This window comes from Burkholderia sp. Ac-20392, from assembly GCF_017104585.1.
GTDB lineage: Bacteria > Pseudomonadota > Gammaproteobacteria > Burkholderiales > Burkholderiaceae > Burkholderia > Burkholderia lata.
Genome location: NZ_JAAGPB010000210.1, coordinates 1 through 13,970, shown reverse-complemented (window position 1 = coordinate 13,970; position 13,970 = coordinate 1). Strand labels below are relative to the sequence as shown.

14 protein-coding genes and 1 tRNA gene are annotated in these 13,970 nt (G+C 66.7%); 5 read left to right on the top strand and 10 right to left on the bottom strand.

The genetic code is table 11. The features are described from left to right. Positions 1 to 945: MFS transporter (locus G3N99_RS21975; RefSeq protein ID WP_206123463.1), on the top strand; the 945-nt coding region annotated here is incomplete at its 5' end. A gap of 37 nt (positions 946 to 982) precedes the next feature. Here the strand turns inward: G3N99_RS21975 and G3N99_RS21970 are convergent. The 3 genes from G3N99_RS21970 to G3N99_RS21960 form a co-directional block, all read right to left on the bottom strand. Continuing rightward, complete coding sequence (locus G3N99_RS21970; RefSeq protein ID WP_174936131.1) at positions 983 to 2,140, bottom strand: iron-containing alcohol dehydrogenase; 1,158 nt, start codon at positions 2,138 to 2,140, stop codon at positions 983 to 985. Next, positions 2,137 to 2,472 (bottom strand): putative quinol monooxygenase, encoded by a 336-nt coding sequence (locus G3N99_RS21965; RefSeq protein WP_206123462.1) that lies wholly within the window; start codon positions 2,470 to 2,472, stop codon positions 2,137 to 2,139. Before G3N99_RS21965 ends, G3N99_RS21970 begins: the two co-directional genes overlap by 4 nt. 242 nt (positions 2,473 to 2,714) lie before the next feature. Beyond that, the gene (locus tag G3N99_RS21960; RefSeq protein WP_206123461.1) at positions 2,715 to 3,431 is read right to left on the bottom strand and encodes an SDR family oxidoreductase; all 717 of its coding nucleotides are present in this window, start codon (positions 3,429 to 3,431) and stop codon (positions 2,715 to 2,717) included. Positions 3,432 to 3,563: 132 nt separating this feature from the next. Here G3N99_RS21960 and G3N99_RS21955 point away from each other — a divergent pair, with 132 nt between their 5' ends. Further along, positions 3,564 to 4,541, top strand: a complete 978-nt coding sequence (locus tag G3N99_RS21955; protein ID WP_206123460.1) for a LysR family transcriptional regulator — start codon at positions 3,564 to 3,566, stop codon at positions 4,539 to 4,541. A gap of 8 nt (positions 4,542 to 4,549) precedes the next feature. Here G3N99_RS21955 and G3N99_RS21950 read toward each other — a convergent pair whose 3' ends face one another. Next, positions 4,550 to 5,287, bottom strand: coding sequence for an SDR family oxidoreductase (locus G3N99_RS21950; RefSeq protein ID WP_174943648.1), 738 nt, complete (start codon positions 5,285 to 5,287; stop codon positions 4,550 to 4,552). A 103-nt stretch (positions 5,288 to 5,390) separates the two neighbouring features. Here G3N99_RS21950 and G3N99_RS21945 point away from each other — a divergent pair, with 103 nt between their 5' ends. Both G3N99_RS21945 and G3N99_RS21940 read left to right on the top strand, forming a co-directional pair. Then, complete coding sequence (locus G3N99_RS21945) at positions 5,391 to 6,347, top strand: LysR family transcriptional regulator (protein WP_206123459.1); 957 nt, start codon at positions 5,391 to 5,393, stop codon at positions 6,345 to 6,347. Between the two features lie 151 nt (positions 6,348 to 6,498). Further along, positions 6,499 to 7,887, top strand: coding sequence for a nucleobase:cation symporter-2 family protein (locus G3N99_RS21940; RefSeq protein WP_174936141.1), 1,389 nt, complete (start codon positions 6,499 to 6,501; stop codon positions 7,885 to 7,887). Between the two features lie 165 nt (positions 7,888 to 8,052). Here G3N99_RS21940 and G3N99_RS21935 read toward each other — a convergent pair whose 3' ends face one another. Beyond that, a complete protein-coding gene (locus G3N99_RS21935) occupies positions 8,053 to 8,769 on the bottom strand; it encodes an SDR family oxidoreductase (protein ID WP_174943642.1) in 717 nt (238 codons plus the stop codon). 317 nt (positions 8,770 to 9,086) lie between these two features. Here G3N99_RS21935 and G3N99_RS21930 point away from each other — a divergent pair, with 317 nt between their 5' ends. Then, positions 9,087 to 9,512 (top strand): NUDIX hydrolase, encoded by a 426-nt coding sequence (locus G3N99_RS21930; RefSeq protein WP_206123458.1) that lies wholly within the window; start codon positions 9,087 to 9,089, stop codon positions 9,510 to 9,512. Positions 9,513 to 9,588: 76 nt separating this feature from the next. Here the strand turns inward: G3N99_RS21930 and G3N99_RS21925 are convergent, their stop codons facing one another. The 5 genes from G3N99_RS21925 to G3N99_RS21905 form a co-directional block, all read right to left on the bottom strand. Continuing rightward, the gene (locus tag G3N99_RS21925) at positions 9,589 to 9,801 is read right to left on the bottom strand and encodes a hypothetical protein (protein WP_206123457.1); all 213 of its coding nucleotides are present in this window, start codon (positions 9,799 to 9,801) and stop codon (positions 9,589 to 9,591) included. Positions 9,802 to 10,021: 220 nt separating this feature from the next. Beyond that, the gene (locus tag G3N99_RS21920; RefSeq protein ID WP_206123456.1) at positions 10,022 to 11,209 is read right to left on the bottom strand and encodes an adenylate/guanylate cyclase domain-containing protein; all 1,188 of its coding nucleotides are present in this window, start codon (positions 11,207 to 11,209) and stop codon (positions 10,022 to 10,024) included. A 27-nt stretch (positions 11,210 to 11,236) separates the two neighbouring features. Further along, positions 11,237 to 12,829, bottom strand: coding sequence for a PAS domain-containing sensor histidine kinase (locus G3N99_RS21915; RefSeq protein ID WP_206123464.1), 1,593 nt, complete (start codon positions 12,827 to 12,829; stop codon positions 11,237 to 11,239). A 625-nt stretch (positions 12,830 to 13,454) separates the two neighbouring features. Further along, positions 13,455 to 13,550, bottom strand: a tRNA-Sec gene (locus G3N99_RS21910). A gap of 32 nt (positions 13,551 to 13,582) precedes the next feature. Further along, positions 13,583 to 13,970, bottom strand: a 388-nt coding sequence (locus G3N99_RS21905) for a SelB C-terminal domain-containing protein (RefSeq protein WP_206123455.1), incomplete at its 5' end; no start/stop codon positions are given.

The window sequence follows — 13,970 nt, the reverse complement described above, 5'->3', positions numbered from 1 at the left end:
TTCTCGGCCGCGAACCTGTGCGCCGCGGCCAGCCCAGTCTATGCGAGCCTGTTCGCCGCACGCGTGCTGATGGCCGCGAGCTGCGCGACGCTGATCCTCGTCGCGACGCGGTTCGCAGCCGAGCTTGCGCCGGCGTCGCAACGCGGCCGTGCGATCGGCATCGTGTTCATGGGGATCAGCGCGTCGCTCGTGCTCGGTGTGCCGATCGGGATGCGGATCGCCGACTGGGCCGGCTGGCGCGCGGTGTTCGTGTCGATCGCCGTGCCTGCGCTGCCGCTCGCGATCTGGCTTGGCCGGCGATTGCCCCGCATGGCGCCGATCGCTGCCACCGCTGCCGCCGCTGCAGCGGCCACACCGTCGTATCGCGCGGTGCTCGCCCGCCCCCGGCTGGTGGCCGCGCAACTCGTCTCCATCGCGATGATCGGCGGTCACTTCACGCTGTTCGCGTATCTCACGCCGTATCTGCAGGTCGTGCTGTCGCCCGGCGCAGCCGCGCTCGAAGGGTTGTACGTCGCATTTGGAATGGCCGGCGTGACCGGCGCATGGCTTGGCGGACTTTTCTCGGACCGGCTCGGCGCATCGCGCGCGCTGTGGGCGTGCCCGGTCGTGTTTCTCGTCGCGATGGCCGTGCTGCCCGCGGCCGGTGTATCGCCGCTGGCTTTCGTGCCCGCGATGATGCTGTGGGGCGGCATCAGCTGGTCGATCTCGCCGATCGTGCAGAACTACCTGATCCACACTGCGCCGACGCTGGCCGATGCGAGCGTCGGCATCAACGTGTCGGCCATGCATGCGGGTGTCGCACTCGGTTCGGCGCTCGGCGGCGTGCTCGTCGAACGCGACGCGCTGCGCGTCACGCCGTGGGCCGGATGCGGGCTCGTGGCCGTTGCGCTCGCGTGCGCCTGCGTCGCGGCCTGGCCCGCGCGACAAGCCGCGAGCGCATCGTGAATGCATGACGGGCGGCGCAACGCGCCCGCCCGCCGCGTCACCACGCCTGCCGGTAGATCTCCAGCGCGTCGGCCTCCGTCACCTCGCGCGGATTGTTCACGAGCAGGCGCGTCTGCAGCATCGCGTCCGACGCCATCCTCGGCAGGTCATCTTCCCCGATGCCGACCTCGCGCAGCGTGCGCGGGATGCCCGTCGCGACGATCAGCCGGTCGATTTCAGCGATCAGCGCGTGGGTGCGCGCTTCGTCGCTGCCCGTCGCCGACGGCGCGACGATCGCGGCGAGTTCCGCATACAGCGGCGCGGCGGCCGGCGCGTTGAACCGCAGCACGTGCGGCAGCACGAGCGCATTCGACAGCCCGTGCGGCACATGGAAGATCCCGCCGACCGGATAGGCCAGCGCGTGCACGGCCGCGACCGGTGCGTTCGCGAACGCCTGCCCCGCGAACATCGCGCCGACCAGCATCGCCTCGCGCGCGTGGCGGTTGTGGCCGTCGTCGCACGCCGTGAGCAGGTTGCGCGACAGCAGCGTCAGCGCGTGCACGGCCAGCATGTCGGACACCGGGTTCTTCAGCCGCGCGGACGTATAGGCCTCGATCGCATGCACCATCGCGTCGATGCCTGTCGCGGCCGTCGCCGCACGCGGCAGGCCGAGCGTCAGTTCGGCGTCGAGGATCGCGACATCCGCGAACAGGTGCGGCGACACGACGCCCATCTTGCGCGCCTCGCCGACCGTGACGATCGACACGGCCGTCACTTCGGAGCCGGTGCCGGCCGTCGTCGGCATCTGCACGAGCGGCAACCGCGCGCTCGTCACCTTGTCGACGCCGTACATGTCGGCCAGCGCCTGCTGCCCCGGCGCGAGCACCGCGATCAGCTTCGCGACGTCCATCGACGATCCGCCGCCCAGGCCGAGCACGATCTCGGCATCGGCCGCGACGGCCCGTTCGGTCGCTTCCAGCACCACATGCTCGGGCGGATCGGCGATCACGTCGTCGATCACGGTGACTTGCCAGCCGTGCGCGGCGAGGCTCTCCAGCGCGGGCGCGAGCACGCCGCTGCGATGCAGGAACGCGTCGGTGACGACACACAGCCGCACGAGCGCCGGAAAGCGTTCGCGCAACAACGCGCCGAGCCGGCGCGCGGCGCCGAATTCGACGACCTGTGTCGGAACGGTACGGAATTGAAACGGGTTCATCGGGCGCCTCCCGGTGGCGTCGCCGCGCCGGTGTCCGGCTGCACCATGTAGCTCGACACTTCGCGGCGATCGAGCAACGGAATGATCGCGCCGAACCCGATCCGCTGGAAATGCGGCGTTTCCCGATGCACGTCGAGGCCGTCCGCGTCGCGGTAGCGTTCGAGGATCACGACGTGGTCGGGGTTCTCCGGCGACCGGAAATACGCGTAGTCGAGATTCTTCGGCTCGGCGCGCGTCAGGGGCGCGAGCTCCGCGAGCAATTCGATCACGCGATCGCCGTTGCCGGGTTTGGCGTAGAAATGCGCGATGACCTGCAGGTAAGTTTCGTTCATGTTGCGCTCCGTGTTCGACTGGGGGCCGTCACGACGGGGACGCACACGATGCGCGGCGAACCGGAGGGATTCGAACGCGACGGCGCAACGCCGTGTCACTGGCTGATCGTCGCATTGTATTGAATCGGCGCGCCCTTCGCAGTACCGCCACCGGGCCGCGAGAAACCGGGCGAATCCCGCGCCCGTTCACGGCACGGCGGATCGCAATCGGTCACTACCCGCGCGATGCACCGATGGGCCGACTACCACGGCACCGTCCGCCCCAGATAGTCGAGATACTCGAGCCCCGGGCGCACACGCTTCGCGATCAGCACGTCGACGAGACTCGGCACGCTTTCCTCAATCGTCAGGCGCGCATCGGGCCCACCCAGTTCCGTGCGGACCCAGCCGGGCGCCATCAGCACCATCGCACGCCGCGTATCGGCCTGGCGCACCGCGAAGCTGCGCATGAACTGGTTCAGCGCGGCCTTGCTGCCGCGATAGACCTCGCGCATCCCGCTGACGTTGTTTGCGACGCTGCCCTGCCCCGACGACATCGCACCGATCAGGCCATCGTCGGTCACGAGATCCTGCAGCGTCTCGATCACGCGCATCGGCGCCAATGCATTCGTGATCATCACGCGCACGAACTCGTCGGTCGTCACTTCGCCGATCGTTTCGGTTGCCTCGTTCGTCGTGCCCGCATTCACGAACAGCATGTCGAAGCGCCGGCCCGACAGCCGCTCGCGCAGCGCGGCCAGTTGCACCGGCTCGCAGATGTCGAGCGTCTCGATGTCGAGCCGGCCGTCGAACCGGTCGGCGAGATCGTGCAGCTTCGTGCGTCCCGATCCTGCGCGCACGGTGCCCGTGACGCGCCAGCCTTTTTCCAGGAACGCCTCCGCCATTGCGAGCCCCAGGCCGCGCGACGCCGCGACGAGCAGGATCGCAGGCATGTTTCGGTTCGATTCGGTTGATTGCATGGTTTCCGCCTTTGCCGGTTTCGTCATGCAGCCACTATAGGTGCGCATCACGACAGGCGCCAGACGCACCAGATTCAACCCATAGTTGCATCAGACGCCATGCCAAATCGCGCAGAGGCGTATCCTGTCGCCATGGAAGACATCGACCTGAACCTCGTCACCGCGCTCGACGTGCTGCTGTCGGAAGGCAGCGTGACCGGCGCCGCACGCCGGCTTGGCCTGAGCACGTCGGCCATGAGCCGCACGCTCACGCGGCTGCGGATGTCCACCGGCGACCCGTTGCTGGTGCGCGCCGGACGCAAGCTCGTGCCGACGCCGCACGCCGCCGCGTTGCGCGACCGCGTGCACGCAATCGCGAGCGATGCACGCGCGGTGCTGCGGCCGGCGACGGCCGACGTGGACATGGCGACGCACGCCTCCACGTTCACCCTCCGCGCGGCCGCATCGTTCATGGAAATGCTGTCCGGCCCGGTGGTCGCCGCGCTCGGCGAAATCGCGCCGCGGGTGCGCATCCGCTTCGTCCCGAAACCCGACCGCGATCCGCAAGCGCTGCGCGACGGCGCCGTCGACCTGGAAATCGGCAAGCGCGGCGACGATGCACCCGAACTGCACACCCGCATGCTGTTTCACGACTGGCACGTCGCGGTGGCCCGCGCGGGGCATCCGCTGTTCGCATCGGGCAGGATCACGCCCGCGCGCTATGCGGCGTGCCGTCACGTGATCGCGGCGCAACTCGGCGATTTCGGCGGACCGGCCGACGACGCGACCGACAAGGCCGGCTCGAGCCACACCGTGCACGTCGTCGTACCGGGCTACCCTGATGCGATGCGCGTCGCGGCCAGCACCGACCTGATCGCACTCGTGCCGCGCTCGAGCCTCGGCAACGCGTTCTCGCCGGGGCTCACGGAGGCCCTCGGGCTGCGCAGTTTCGAGATCCCGGAGCGCCTGCCCGAGATCCTCGTGTCCGCGCTGTGGCATCCGCGCATGCACGGCGACCCCGTGCACCGCCGCCTGCGCGATGCGGTCATCGCCGTCTGCCAGCGCGCGTATCCGGATGGCCGCGCGCCGCGCCCGCCAGCGCGCCGCACCGGTACGCGCGCGGCAGGCTGACGCACGGCTCAGACCAGCCGGCCGCCGCCGTCGATGTGCAGGATCTCGCCGTTCATGAAGCCGTTGCCCAGCAGGAACGCGATCGCTTCCCCCACTTCATCGGCGCGCCCGACCCGGCCGCCGGGCAATGACGACGCGGCGCCCGCGAGGATCGCGTCGCGCGCCTCCGGGCCGAACGCGTCGTACAGCGGCGTCTCGATGAAGCCGGGCGCGACGACGTTCACGCGAATCGGCTTCAGTTCCAGCGCGAGCGACTGCGCCAGCGCCTCGACGCCGCGCACGGCGGCGGCAATGACGGACACGCCCTGCGCGGCCGGACGATCCGACAGTTGCCCGCCGGTCAGCACGATCGAGCCGGTCGCGGGCATCAGCGGCAACGCGGCCCGGATCGCGTAGACCGGCCCGGCGATACGCTCCTGCAGCGCGGCAAGCAGGTGATCGGGATCGGTCTCGTTCAGCTTGCCGGCAATGAACCGGCCGGCCGTGACGACCAGGTGATCGACACGCGTGATCGTGTCGAATACGGCCTGCACCGCATCGCGGTCCGCGATGTCGGCCACCGCGACGCGCGCGCCGCCGATTGCCTGCGCGGCAGACTCGAGCTTCGCGCGGGTCCGGCCGACCAGCGTGACGCTGGCGCCTTTCGCCTTGGCGGCGGCAGCAGCCTCGAGGCCGATGCCGGAACTCCCGCCGAATATCACGACGTGCGCACCGTCCAGTGCCGAAGATTGCGTTGCCTCGTTCATGTCGACTCCTCATCAGGGATTGAAGGTTCACGAACGTTAGGTCATTCCCCATTGCGCAGGAACGTGGGAGACTTGAATAAGGTTCATGCCATAAGGGAATAAGATGGATTCGCTGCGATCCATGCGCGTGTTCGTCCGCGCCATCGAGCTCGGCAATTTCTCGGCGGTCGCGCGCGAGGAAGGCACCGGCCAGCCGACGATCAGCAAGATCGTCGCCGCATTCGAAAAGGAACTGGGTGTTCGCCTGCTCGAACGCTCGACCACGAGCCTCGCGCCCACCGACGAAGGCCGCCGGTTCTACGATCGCTGCAAGCGCGTGATCGACGAATACGCGAGCGCGGTGGCCGAGGTGCGCGGGCAAACGGTGCGGCCGGTCGGCAAGCTGGTCGTCAATGCGCCGCTGGGGCTGGGCGAGCTGAGGCTGAACGCGCTCGTGCTCGAATTCCTCGCCGCGTGGCCGGAGATCGAGGTCGAGCTGCAATTGACCGACCGCGTGATCGACCTGGTAGAAGAAGGCGTCGATGTCGCCATTCGCCTCGGTAACCTGCTGCCACCGGACGCCGTGGCGCGCCACATTGCGTCGTCGCCGCGCCTGCTGGTCGCCACGCCGGGGTACGTGTCGCAGGCGCCGAAGCTCCGCCGGCCGGACGACCTCGCGAAGCACGAGTACGTCGGCTACGCGCGCGCCGACATCGCCAACGAACTGGCCTTCGCGCGCGGCGACGAGCAGGTCGTCGTTCCGGTGCGCGGCCGGTATCGCGTGAACAGCTCGATGGCACTGCGGGAATGCTTCCTGGCAGGCCACGCAGTGGGCAGCGGGCCCGCGTGGCTCGTTCAGGACCTGATCGACAGCGGGCAGCTCGTCCGGTTGCTGCCGAAGTGGGACATGGTGCCGCCGCATGCGCTGCACCTCGTATACGCGTCGCGCCGGTATCTGCCGCTCCGGACCCGCACGTTCCTGCAGTTCATGGAGCGGCGGATTCCCGAGCTGCCCGGGTTCCATGCGACCACTGCCCCGACCACCGCGCCGACCGCCCTCGCATCGCGGCAGCCCCGCTGACCGGCGGGCGCCGCGGTCACGGCCGGCCCGGGCACCGATCCGCCACCGTTTTCCGGATCCGTCGAATCCCCGCTATTGCAGTCCCCCCGGCAGCGGCAGCGGGCCGTTCGGCTAAAATGCCGCACTTTCCACCTTGTCCGGCCCGCTCGCCATGCAACCCGCCTCCCCCGCCCAACCCGCCGCCCACGGCGCCGACGCCGCAGATTCGGCCCGCGACCTCGTCTACGGCCCGAACGACCGGCCGGCGCCGATGGTCGCCTTCGTCGCCGCGCTGCAGCACCTGCTCGCGATCATCGTGCCGATCGTCACGCCCGGCCTGCTGATCTGCCAGGCACTCGGCGTCTCCAGCCGCGATACGACCCTTATCGTGTCGATGTCGCTGGTGATTTCCGGCATCGCCACCTTCGTCCAGTGCAAGCGCTTCGGCCCGCTGGGCGCCGGCCTGCTGATCGTCCAGGGCACGAGCTTCAACTTCGTCGGCCCGCTGATCGCCGGCGGCAGCCTGATGGTCAAGCAAGGCACGCCGGTCGAAACCGTGATGGCCGCGATCTTCGGCGTCGTGATGGCCGGGTCGTTCGTCGAGATGGGCGTATCGCGCATCCTGCCGTTCGTGAAGCGCCTGATCACGCCGCTCGTCACCGGCATCGTCGTGCTGCTGATCGGCCTGACGCTGATCAAGGTCGGCCTCATCAGCATGGGCGGCGGCTTTGGCGCGATGGCCAAGGGCACCTTCGCGAGCGCGGAGAACCTGACACTGTCCGGCCTCGTGCTCGGCACGATCATCCTGCTGAACCGCGTGCCGATCGTGTGGGTGCGCAGCACCGCGCTCGTCATCGCGCTCGTCATCGGCTATCTCGCGGCCGCGTTCCTCGGCCGCCTCGACTTCACCGGCATGCACCAGGCCGCGCTGTTCCAGGTGCCGACGCCGCTGCACTTCGGCATCGGCTTCTCGTGGTCGCTGTTCGTGCCGATGCTGATCATCTACCTCGTCACGTCGCTCGAAGCGATCGGCGACGTCACGGCCACCAGCAAGATCTCGAACGAGCCGGTCGAAGGCCCGGTGTGGATGCAACGGATCAAGGGCGGCGTGCTCGTCAACGGTGCGAACTCGCTGCTGGCCGGCGTGTTCAACACGTTCCCGAGCTCGGTGTTCGCGCAGAACAACGGCGTGATCCAGATCACCGGCGTCGCCAGCCGCCACGTCGGCATCTGGATCGCCGGGATGCTCGTGGTGCTCGGCCTGTTCCCGGTCGTCGCCGGCGTGCTGCAGGCCGTGCCGGAACCCGTGCTCGGCGGCGCGGCGATGGTGATGTTCGGTGCGGTGGCCGCATCGGGCATCAACATCCTCTCGGGCGTCCATCTCGATCGTCGCGCACTGCTGATCATCGCGGTGTCGCTCGCGCTCGGCCTCGGCGTGTCGCAGGTGCCGGACATCCTCAACAGCCTGCCGCACGCGCTGAAGAACGTGCTGGAATCGGGCGTGGCGACGGGCGGCATCTGCGCGCTCGTGATGAACTGGTTCCTGCCGGAAAAGAAGTAACCGGATGAACCGCGCGACGCGCGGTGCGCCTGACGGGCCGCACCGCGCGTCGCACCAGTCGGCACCTGCAACTCCCGGTGCAGGCTGCGCAATCAGCGCATCGCCAACCGGCCGATCCCGGTCACGCCACCCGCCGCCCCGATTGCGTGCCGCGCCGCGTCACCCTCAAAACCGCTCGTCCGCTATCGCCGGCATCACCAGTTCCCGTACGAACGCGGCATCGGACAAATGCAGCAGCGTACGCACGACAGCCACCACGTCGTGAACCGGCACCAGCCCGCCATCGCCGCGCGCCGCGGCCTCTTCAATCGGAACGGACAACGCATCGTCGGTGTTCAGGTTGCCGAGTTGCAGGCACGTGACGGCCAGCCGGCTGCCCCGGAATCCTTCTCGCAACGCATCGGCCACGCCGTTCAGCGCGAACTTCGACGCGCCGAACGCGACTTCCGGCCGCCCGCTTTGCCGAAGCGCGGACGTGGAACCGGTCAGGATGACTTGAGGCTTGCGTGACTGCAGCACGCGCGGCACCAGGCGCTTGAGCAGCAGCAGCGTAGCCGTGATGTTGACGTTCACCAGATCGACGATCGCATCGTCCGGCTCGTCCAGGAACGCGTAGCTGTCGGTGAAGGCTGCCGCTTCCCAGATGCCCACGTTGCAGATCAGCACATCGAACGCGGACGGCGCGGCCTGCGCAATGTGCGCGGCGGCTTCGGCGGGCGACGCCATGTCGGCCTCGATCCACTGAAGCTCGACACCCGGCGGCAACGTCACTGCGTCCGGACGCCTGCGCGATACGCCGATAACGGTGTCGCCGGCGCGGCAGACGCCTTCGACGAGCGCACGGCCCAGCCCTCTGCTGGCGCCGACAATCATGATTCTCATGGCGGGTTTCCCGATGGTCGTCGCGACCCACGTTACCGGCGGCCGCGTTTGAGCGCGCCGTATCGGGCTCCATGCGAGGCTTGCTCGCGGAGAACGCGCGTACGGACAGTCCGGCGATCGTAACGTACCGCGGCGATGCGAAGCGGCATACCCCCAACCGTCGCAAGGGCGTCCGGCCGGTCCAAGCCATGCGCCCCACACTCCGCCCTGCGCTTTCGACTCACCTCGGGGCAATCGGCCACGTGTCGACGGCGATCAAACGTCAAACCCGGTCAGGCCGGCTTGGCCGATCGATTTGTGCTGGTTAGAATCACACCATGTCCCAGATCCCCGCACCCAACAACGCCCCCGAAGCGAGCGCCGTCCCGGTCAAGGAGCGCGCGACCGTCGTCTGCTACCGCGGCGAACAAGTCCTGCTCGTCGCCCGCGCGGCGTCGCGCTGGGCCCTTCCGGGCGGCACGATCAAGCGCGGGGAAACGCCGCTCGAAGCCGCACATCGCGAGTTGTGCGAAGAAACCGGCATGACCGGCCAGCATCTCGTCTACTCGATGCAGTTCACCGGGCTCGCCAAGATCCATCACGTGTTCTTCGCGGAAGTCGGCGCGGACCAGACGCCGCAAGCGAACAACGAGATCGAGAAATGCAAGTGGTTTCCGATCGACAGCGTCGACGGGTTGCGCGCCAGCATTCCGACGAAGCGAATCGTCGAACTCGTATATCAACACGAAATCACCAAGGCATAGCGCGTGACGGGCACGCGCATCCATGAGCCGGCGGGCCGGCCCGGATCACCCTGCGTGGATCAGCGCGCGTGAGCGCTCAGTGCGAACGCCTTCTTCGCAACTCGTGCGTGGAATAGACGACCAGGAAGATGCCCAGCATCGCAACACCGGACGCCATGAAGTCGTTTGCGCTTCCCGAGCTTTGCAGGGACTTCGGGAAAATGCCGAGACTCAATCCTGCGGCAGCAAGAAGCAATCCTGCAGCCACGCCCCAGATCGGTCCGGCGGTCTTGTCGATTTTATTTTTCATACAGCACCCGTCTACAGTCATTACCTGAACGGTATCGGCAAGGGACGCCGCGTCTACCTTCAGTGATTCCACTATAGCCCGGAAAAAATTCGCAAACTTTTAGTGCTTTTCCCGATCAAGTTTCGCCATTCGCATTCGCCGGCACTACTGCGCTTCAATTTCATTCGATGCCGTGACAACCCGCGAAATGGCGTGACGATCCGCGCCGGTCATTCCAGCCTCAATTTGGCGACACGCCGGTTCGGCCGACCAGGAACCACGTGCGGAATTCGCCCATCCCTTTCGCCGCGATCAAGCCGCGCTCCTCGAAGACGAACGCGTCACCGAGCAATGCTCGCGTCGCCTCCGTCACCTGCACACGCCCGGCGACGCCCTGCGATTCCATCCGGCTCGCGAGATTGACGGCCGCCCCCCACAGGTCGTAGATGAACTTGCGCTTGCCGATCACGCCGGCCACGACCTCGCCGCTGTTGATGCCGATTCGCAATTTCAGGTTGCAGTGCCTGGCCGCGTTGAAACCGGCCAGCGCATCGATCATGTCGAGCGCCATGTGGGCGGCCCGCGTCGCGTGATCCGCAGCGGGAACGGGCAGCCCCGCGGCCGCCATGTACGCGTCACCGATCGTCTTGATCTTCTCGAGGCCGCAGTGGTCGGCAATGGTGTCGAAGCCGGTAAAGATCTCGTTGAGCATTTCGACGAGCTGCTCGGGACGCATGCCGGCCGAGAAGCCCGTGAAGTCCACGATATCCGCGAACAATACCGACACGTCGGCGAAGCGGTCCGCGATCACTTCCGGAAAACTCCCGGCGATGTCGTCGAGATGCACCTTCAGCCGCTCGGCAATGGGATAGGGCAGCATATTGAGCAGCAGCCGCTCCGACACCTTCTGTTCGGCCACGACCTTCGCATACAGGCTCTGCAATTCGCTACTCTGGCGGCGAATCAGCACATGGCTCGCCTCCACCTCCCGCACCTTCTGCTCGAGCACGTCGCCGCGCTTGCGCAATTCCCGGTGCAGCAACCGGACTTCCAGCATGTTGCGAACCCGCATCAACACTTCCGCCAGATCGAACGGCTTGCTGATGAAGTCCTTCGCACCGACCTGCAACGCGCGCAGCTTGTGAGCCGGCTGGGCCGTGATCACGATGACCGGGAGATAGCTGTCCGCCTCGAGCGACTTCAGGCTCTCCATGACCTGGAAGCCGTCCGTGCCGGGCATCTGCAGATCGAGCAGGATCAGATCGTAGTGGTGCCGGCGATGAAGTTCGTGGACGGCGGATGCATCCGCTGTCGATTCGACGCGTGCATACCCGGCCCGGCGCAGGATCTGCTCGAGCAGCAGGATATTGGCTTCCAGATCATCGACGACCAGGATCCGGGCGTCGAGAATCGCTGACGAATCGATCATGGTTCCAGCCCTGACGACCTGCCCACACTATTTCCGCGCCGTCGCCAGCGCGATGGCTTCAACAAGCGCGCGCATGAACGGGGCGATCTTGATCGGCTTGATCAGATAGCGGAAGAAGCCCGCTGCCAGGCCCGCCTCGACGTCATGCGGCATCGCATTCGAACTGAGCGCGACGACGGGAATGTCCGCCGTCTCGGGATACGTGCGCAACAGGTCGAGCGCTTCGATCCCGCTGATGTCGGGCAGGTTGATGTCCATCACGATCACCCGCGGCCGCACGCTGCGCGCCAGTTCCACGCCGAGCCGGCCAGTCGGGGCGCCGAGCATGCGCAGGTCCGCGCGCCGCGCGATCAGTTGCTCGACAAGCTTCAGGTTGGCCGGATTGTCCTCGATATAGAGCACGGTATGCACGGACGCCCCGGCTGCATCGTTGCCGGTCGCGCCCGAGGCCGGCGTGTCGGGCGTTGTGGCAGGTGTCGTCGCCAGGTCCGGCGCAAGCGCCGAATCCAGTTCGATCCAGAAGACACTCCCCTTTCCGGGCGTACTGTCGACACCGATGGCGCCACCCATCAACTCCATCAGCCGCTTCGCGACCACCAGGCCGATGCCCGTTCCCTCTTCTGAGCTGGCTTCCTGTCCCAGGCGGTTGAACGGCTGAAAGAGCCCATCCACCTGCTCCGGAGACAGGCCCGGCCCCGTGTCACTGACACTCACGCGAACCCGACTCGGCACGGGCGCGCTGCAGGTGACGTCGACCGCGCCCGACGGGTAGTTGTATTTGACCGCGTTCGACAGCAGGTTGATCAGGACCTGCTTGACGCGCGTGCGATCGGCGCGGACATGGCATGGCGTCTCACCCTGCGGAAAGGTCATCCGGATACCCCGTTGCCGCGCCTGCGTCACGATCATCGAATCGCACTCTCGCAGGACGTCGTCCAGCGATACGGATTCGAGCGAGATTGCCACTTGCCCGGCATCGATCTTCGCGAGATCGAGCACGTCGTTGATCAGTTCGAGCAGATGCCATCCCGCCCGCAGGATCTGGTCGATGCTCGCCTGTTGCGACGGGGTTGGCGGGGGAGAATCGGTCGCCATCAGTTGAGCGAACCCGAGAATCGCATTGAGCGGGCTGCGCAACTCGTGGCTCATGCTGGACAGGAAGTCGGATTTCGCGCGGTTGGCTCGCTCGGCCGCGGCCAGGGCTTGCTTGCGATCGTCGATGTCGGTGACCGTGCCGACCCACTTCACGATATTGCCGTTCGCATCCTTCAACGGCGACGCACGTTCCAGGTGCCATCGATAGGTGCAATCGGACATGCGCCAAATGCGCATTTCGATTTCGTATTCCGTACCGCTTGCAATCGCGCGCTCCCAGTGCGCGACTTCGGTTTGCACGTCATCCGGATGGATCGTCGACATCCAGTTCCACCCCTCCACTTGCGCAAACCCCAGCTCCGTATACTTCTCGATCCGCCGGTTGACGTAGTCGACCGAGCCGTCAGGCGTGGCCGTCCATACGATATGGGGTATCGCGTCTGCAAACGACCTGAAACGCCGCTCGACGTCGTCGACTTCGATTTCCGGACCAGCGCGATTCGTCGATACGAGCGGTTGTGTCATGATGCAACCCCAAATCAAACGCCGCGGCAACCGTGACGAAGCCGCTGAACCGCGTGGGGACGGGTCTGGGCGCTTCCAGGATCAGAAGCGATCCGTCTGACGACATTCGACTGCGAGTCCATCCGGGCGCATTGTCACGTCATGGCCCTCTGCATCTCGCAAGCATCAACAATGCGCCAAGTACGAGGCAGTGTGCAAGGGCGCGCGGATCGACGCTTCCGTCGCTTCACGAAACGTTACGTCGATATCCGGCGATAGATCGAGCGACGATCTGCGCGGCTACTCGCTCGGCGCGAGGACGGGATCGATCAGGTCTCCGACAGAATCACGGTACCCGACGGCCGGTGTCCGCACCCCGTCGTTCACGATCCACATATGCCGACCACGGCCATCCGAGTCATGACCCGGCGTCACCTCGTTTGCAACCCACCGTGCGCTGAGTCGATGCAACTGTCGTCCAACCATGTCGCCCCTACCCGCAAACCCACATTGCTACCCATGCTTCATGAGGACAATGCGCGGGACATCAACGGTAGTCGCAAGCGCGCCGCGCTCATGAATCACGCTGAAATCAAGGATATGAAGAGTGTCTGCGGAAGCTATCGGAATACCGGATAGCCTTGGGTGGCGGAAGGCAGCAGGAGTCGAACCTACCCGGGAGTGTCTGACACCCCCAACCGGGTTTGAAGCCCGGCCGTACCACCGGATACGAATGCCTTCCGTGGGAAAAAGAATCAAAAGAACAACGAGCGCCTACGCCTGAATACCCGCCCAACCGCTGTCAGGCCGCAGGAGGTGAAGATCGCGGTGGAAGCGAGTATACCCAACCCGGTCGAAGAACTCGAGAATCTGGATCGCGCGCTTGCGCCCGAGCCCCGTCGCGTCGCGGAACGTCGCGGCATCGAGCCCGCTGTCGCGCGACGTCGCGAGATGCGCGACCAGCTCCGCCAGCTCGCGCACGACATCCGCGTGATAGAACAGGTCGCGCACGACCTGGTGCACGTCACCGCGCCGCGCGAGCTTGCGCAGCAAGGTCCGCACCGCGTCCTCGGCCGCGCCCGTGTCGCGGGCCAGATCGCGCACCCACGGCGGATCGAAGCGCCCCGCGTGAATCAGCGGCAGCAGTTGCTGCGCCAGCGCA

Bases quoted from the DNA above. Each gene is read 5' to 3' on its own strand.
- G3N99_RS21970 (WP_174936131.1), bottom strand. From the start codon at position 2,140: ATGAACCCGTTTCAATTCCGTACCGTTCCGACACAGGTCGTCGAATTC.
- G3N99_RS21965 (WP_206123462.1), bottom strand. From the start codon at position 2,472: ATGAACGAAACTTACCTGCAGGTCATCGCGCATTTCTACGCCAAACCC.
- G3N99_RS21960 (WP_206123461.1), bottom strand. From the start codon at position 3,431: ATGCAATCAACCGAATCGAACCGAAACATGCCTGCGATCCTGCTCGTC.
- G3N99_RS21955 (WP_206123460.1), top strand. From the start codon at position 3,564: ATGGAAGACATCGACCTGAACCTCGTCACCGCGCTCGACGTGCTGCTG.
- G3N99_RS21950 (WP_174943648.1), bottom strand. From the start codon at position 5,287: ATGAACGAGGCAACGCAATCTTCGGCACTGGACGGTGCGCACGTCGTG.
- G3N99_RS21945 (WP_206123459.1), top strand. From the start codon at position 5,391: ATGGATTCGCTGCGATCCATGCGCGTGTTCGTCCGCGCCATCGAGCTC.
- G3N99_RS21940 (WP_174936141.1), top strand. From the start codon at position 6,499: ATGCAACCCGCCTCCCCCGCCCAACCCGCCGCCCACGGCGCCGACGCC.
- G3N99_RS21935 (WP_174943642.1), bottom strand. From the start codon at position 8,769: ATGAGAATCATGATTGTCGGCGCCAGCAGAGGGCTGGGCCGTGCGCTC.
- G3N99_RS21930 (WP_206123458.1), top strand. From the start codon at position 9,087: ATGTCCCAGATCCCCGCACCCAACAACGCCCCCGAAGCGAGCGCCGTC.
- G3N99_RS21925 (WP_206123457.1), bottom strand. From the start codon at position 9,801: ATGAAAAATAAAATCGACAAGACCGCCGGACCGATCTGGGGCGTGGCT.
- G3N99_RS21920 (WP_206123456.1), bottom strand. From the start codon at position 11,209: ATGATCGATTCGTCAGCGATTCTCGACGCCCGGATCCTGGTCGTCGAT.
- G3N99_RS21915 (WP_206123464.1), bottom strand. From the start codon at position 12,829: ATGACACAACCGCTCGTATCGACGAATCGCGCTGGTCCGGAAATCGAA.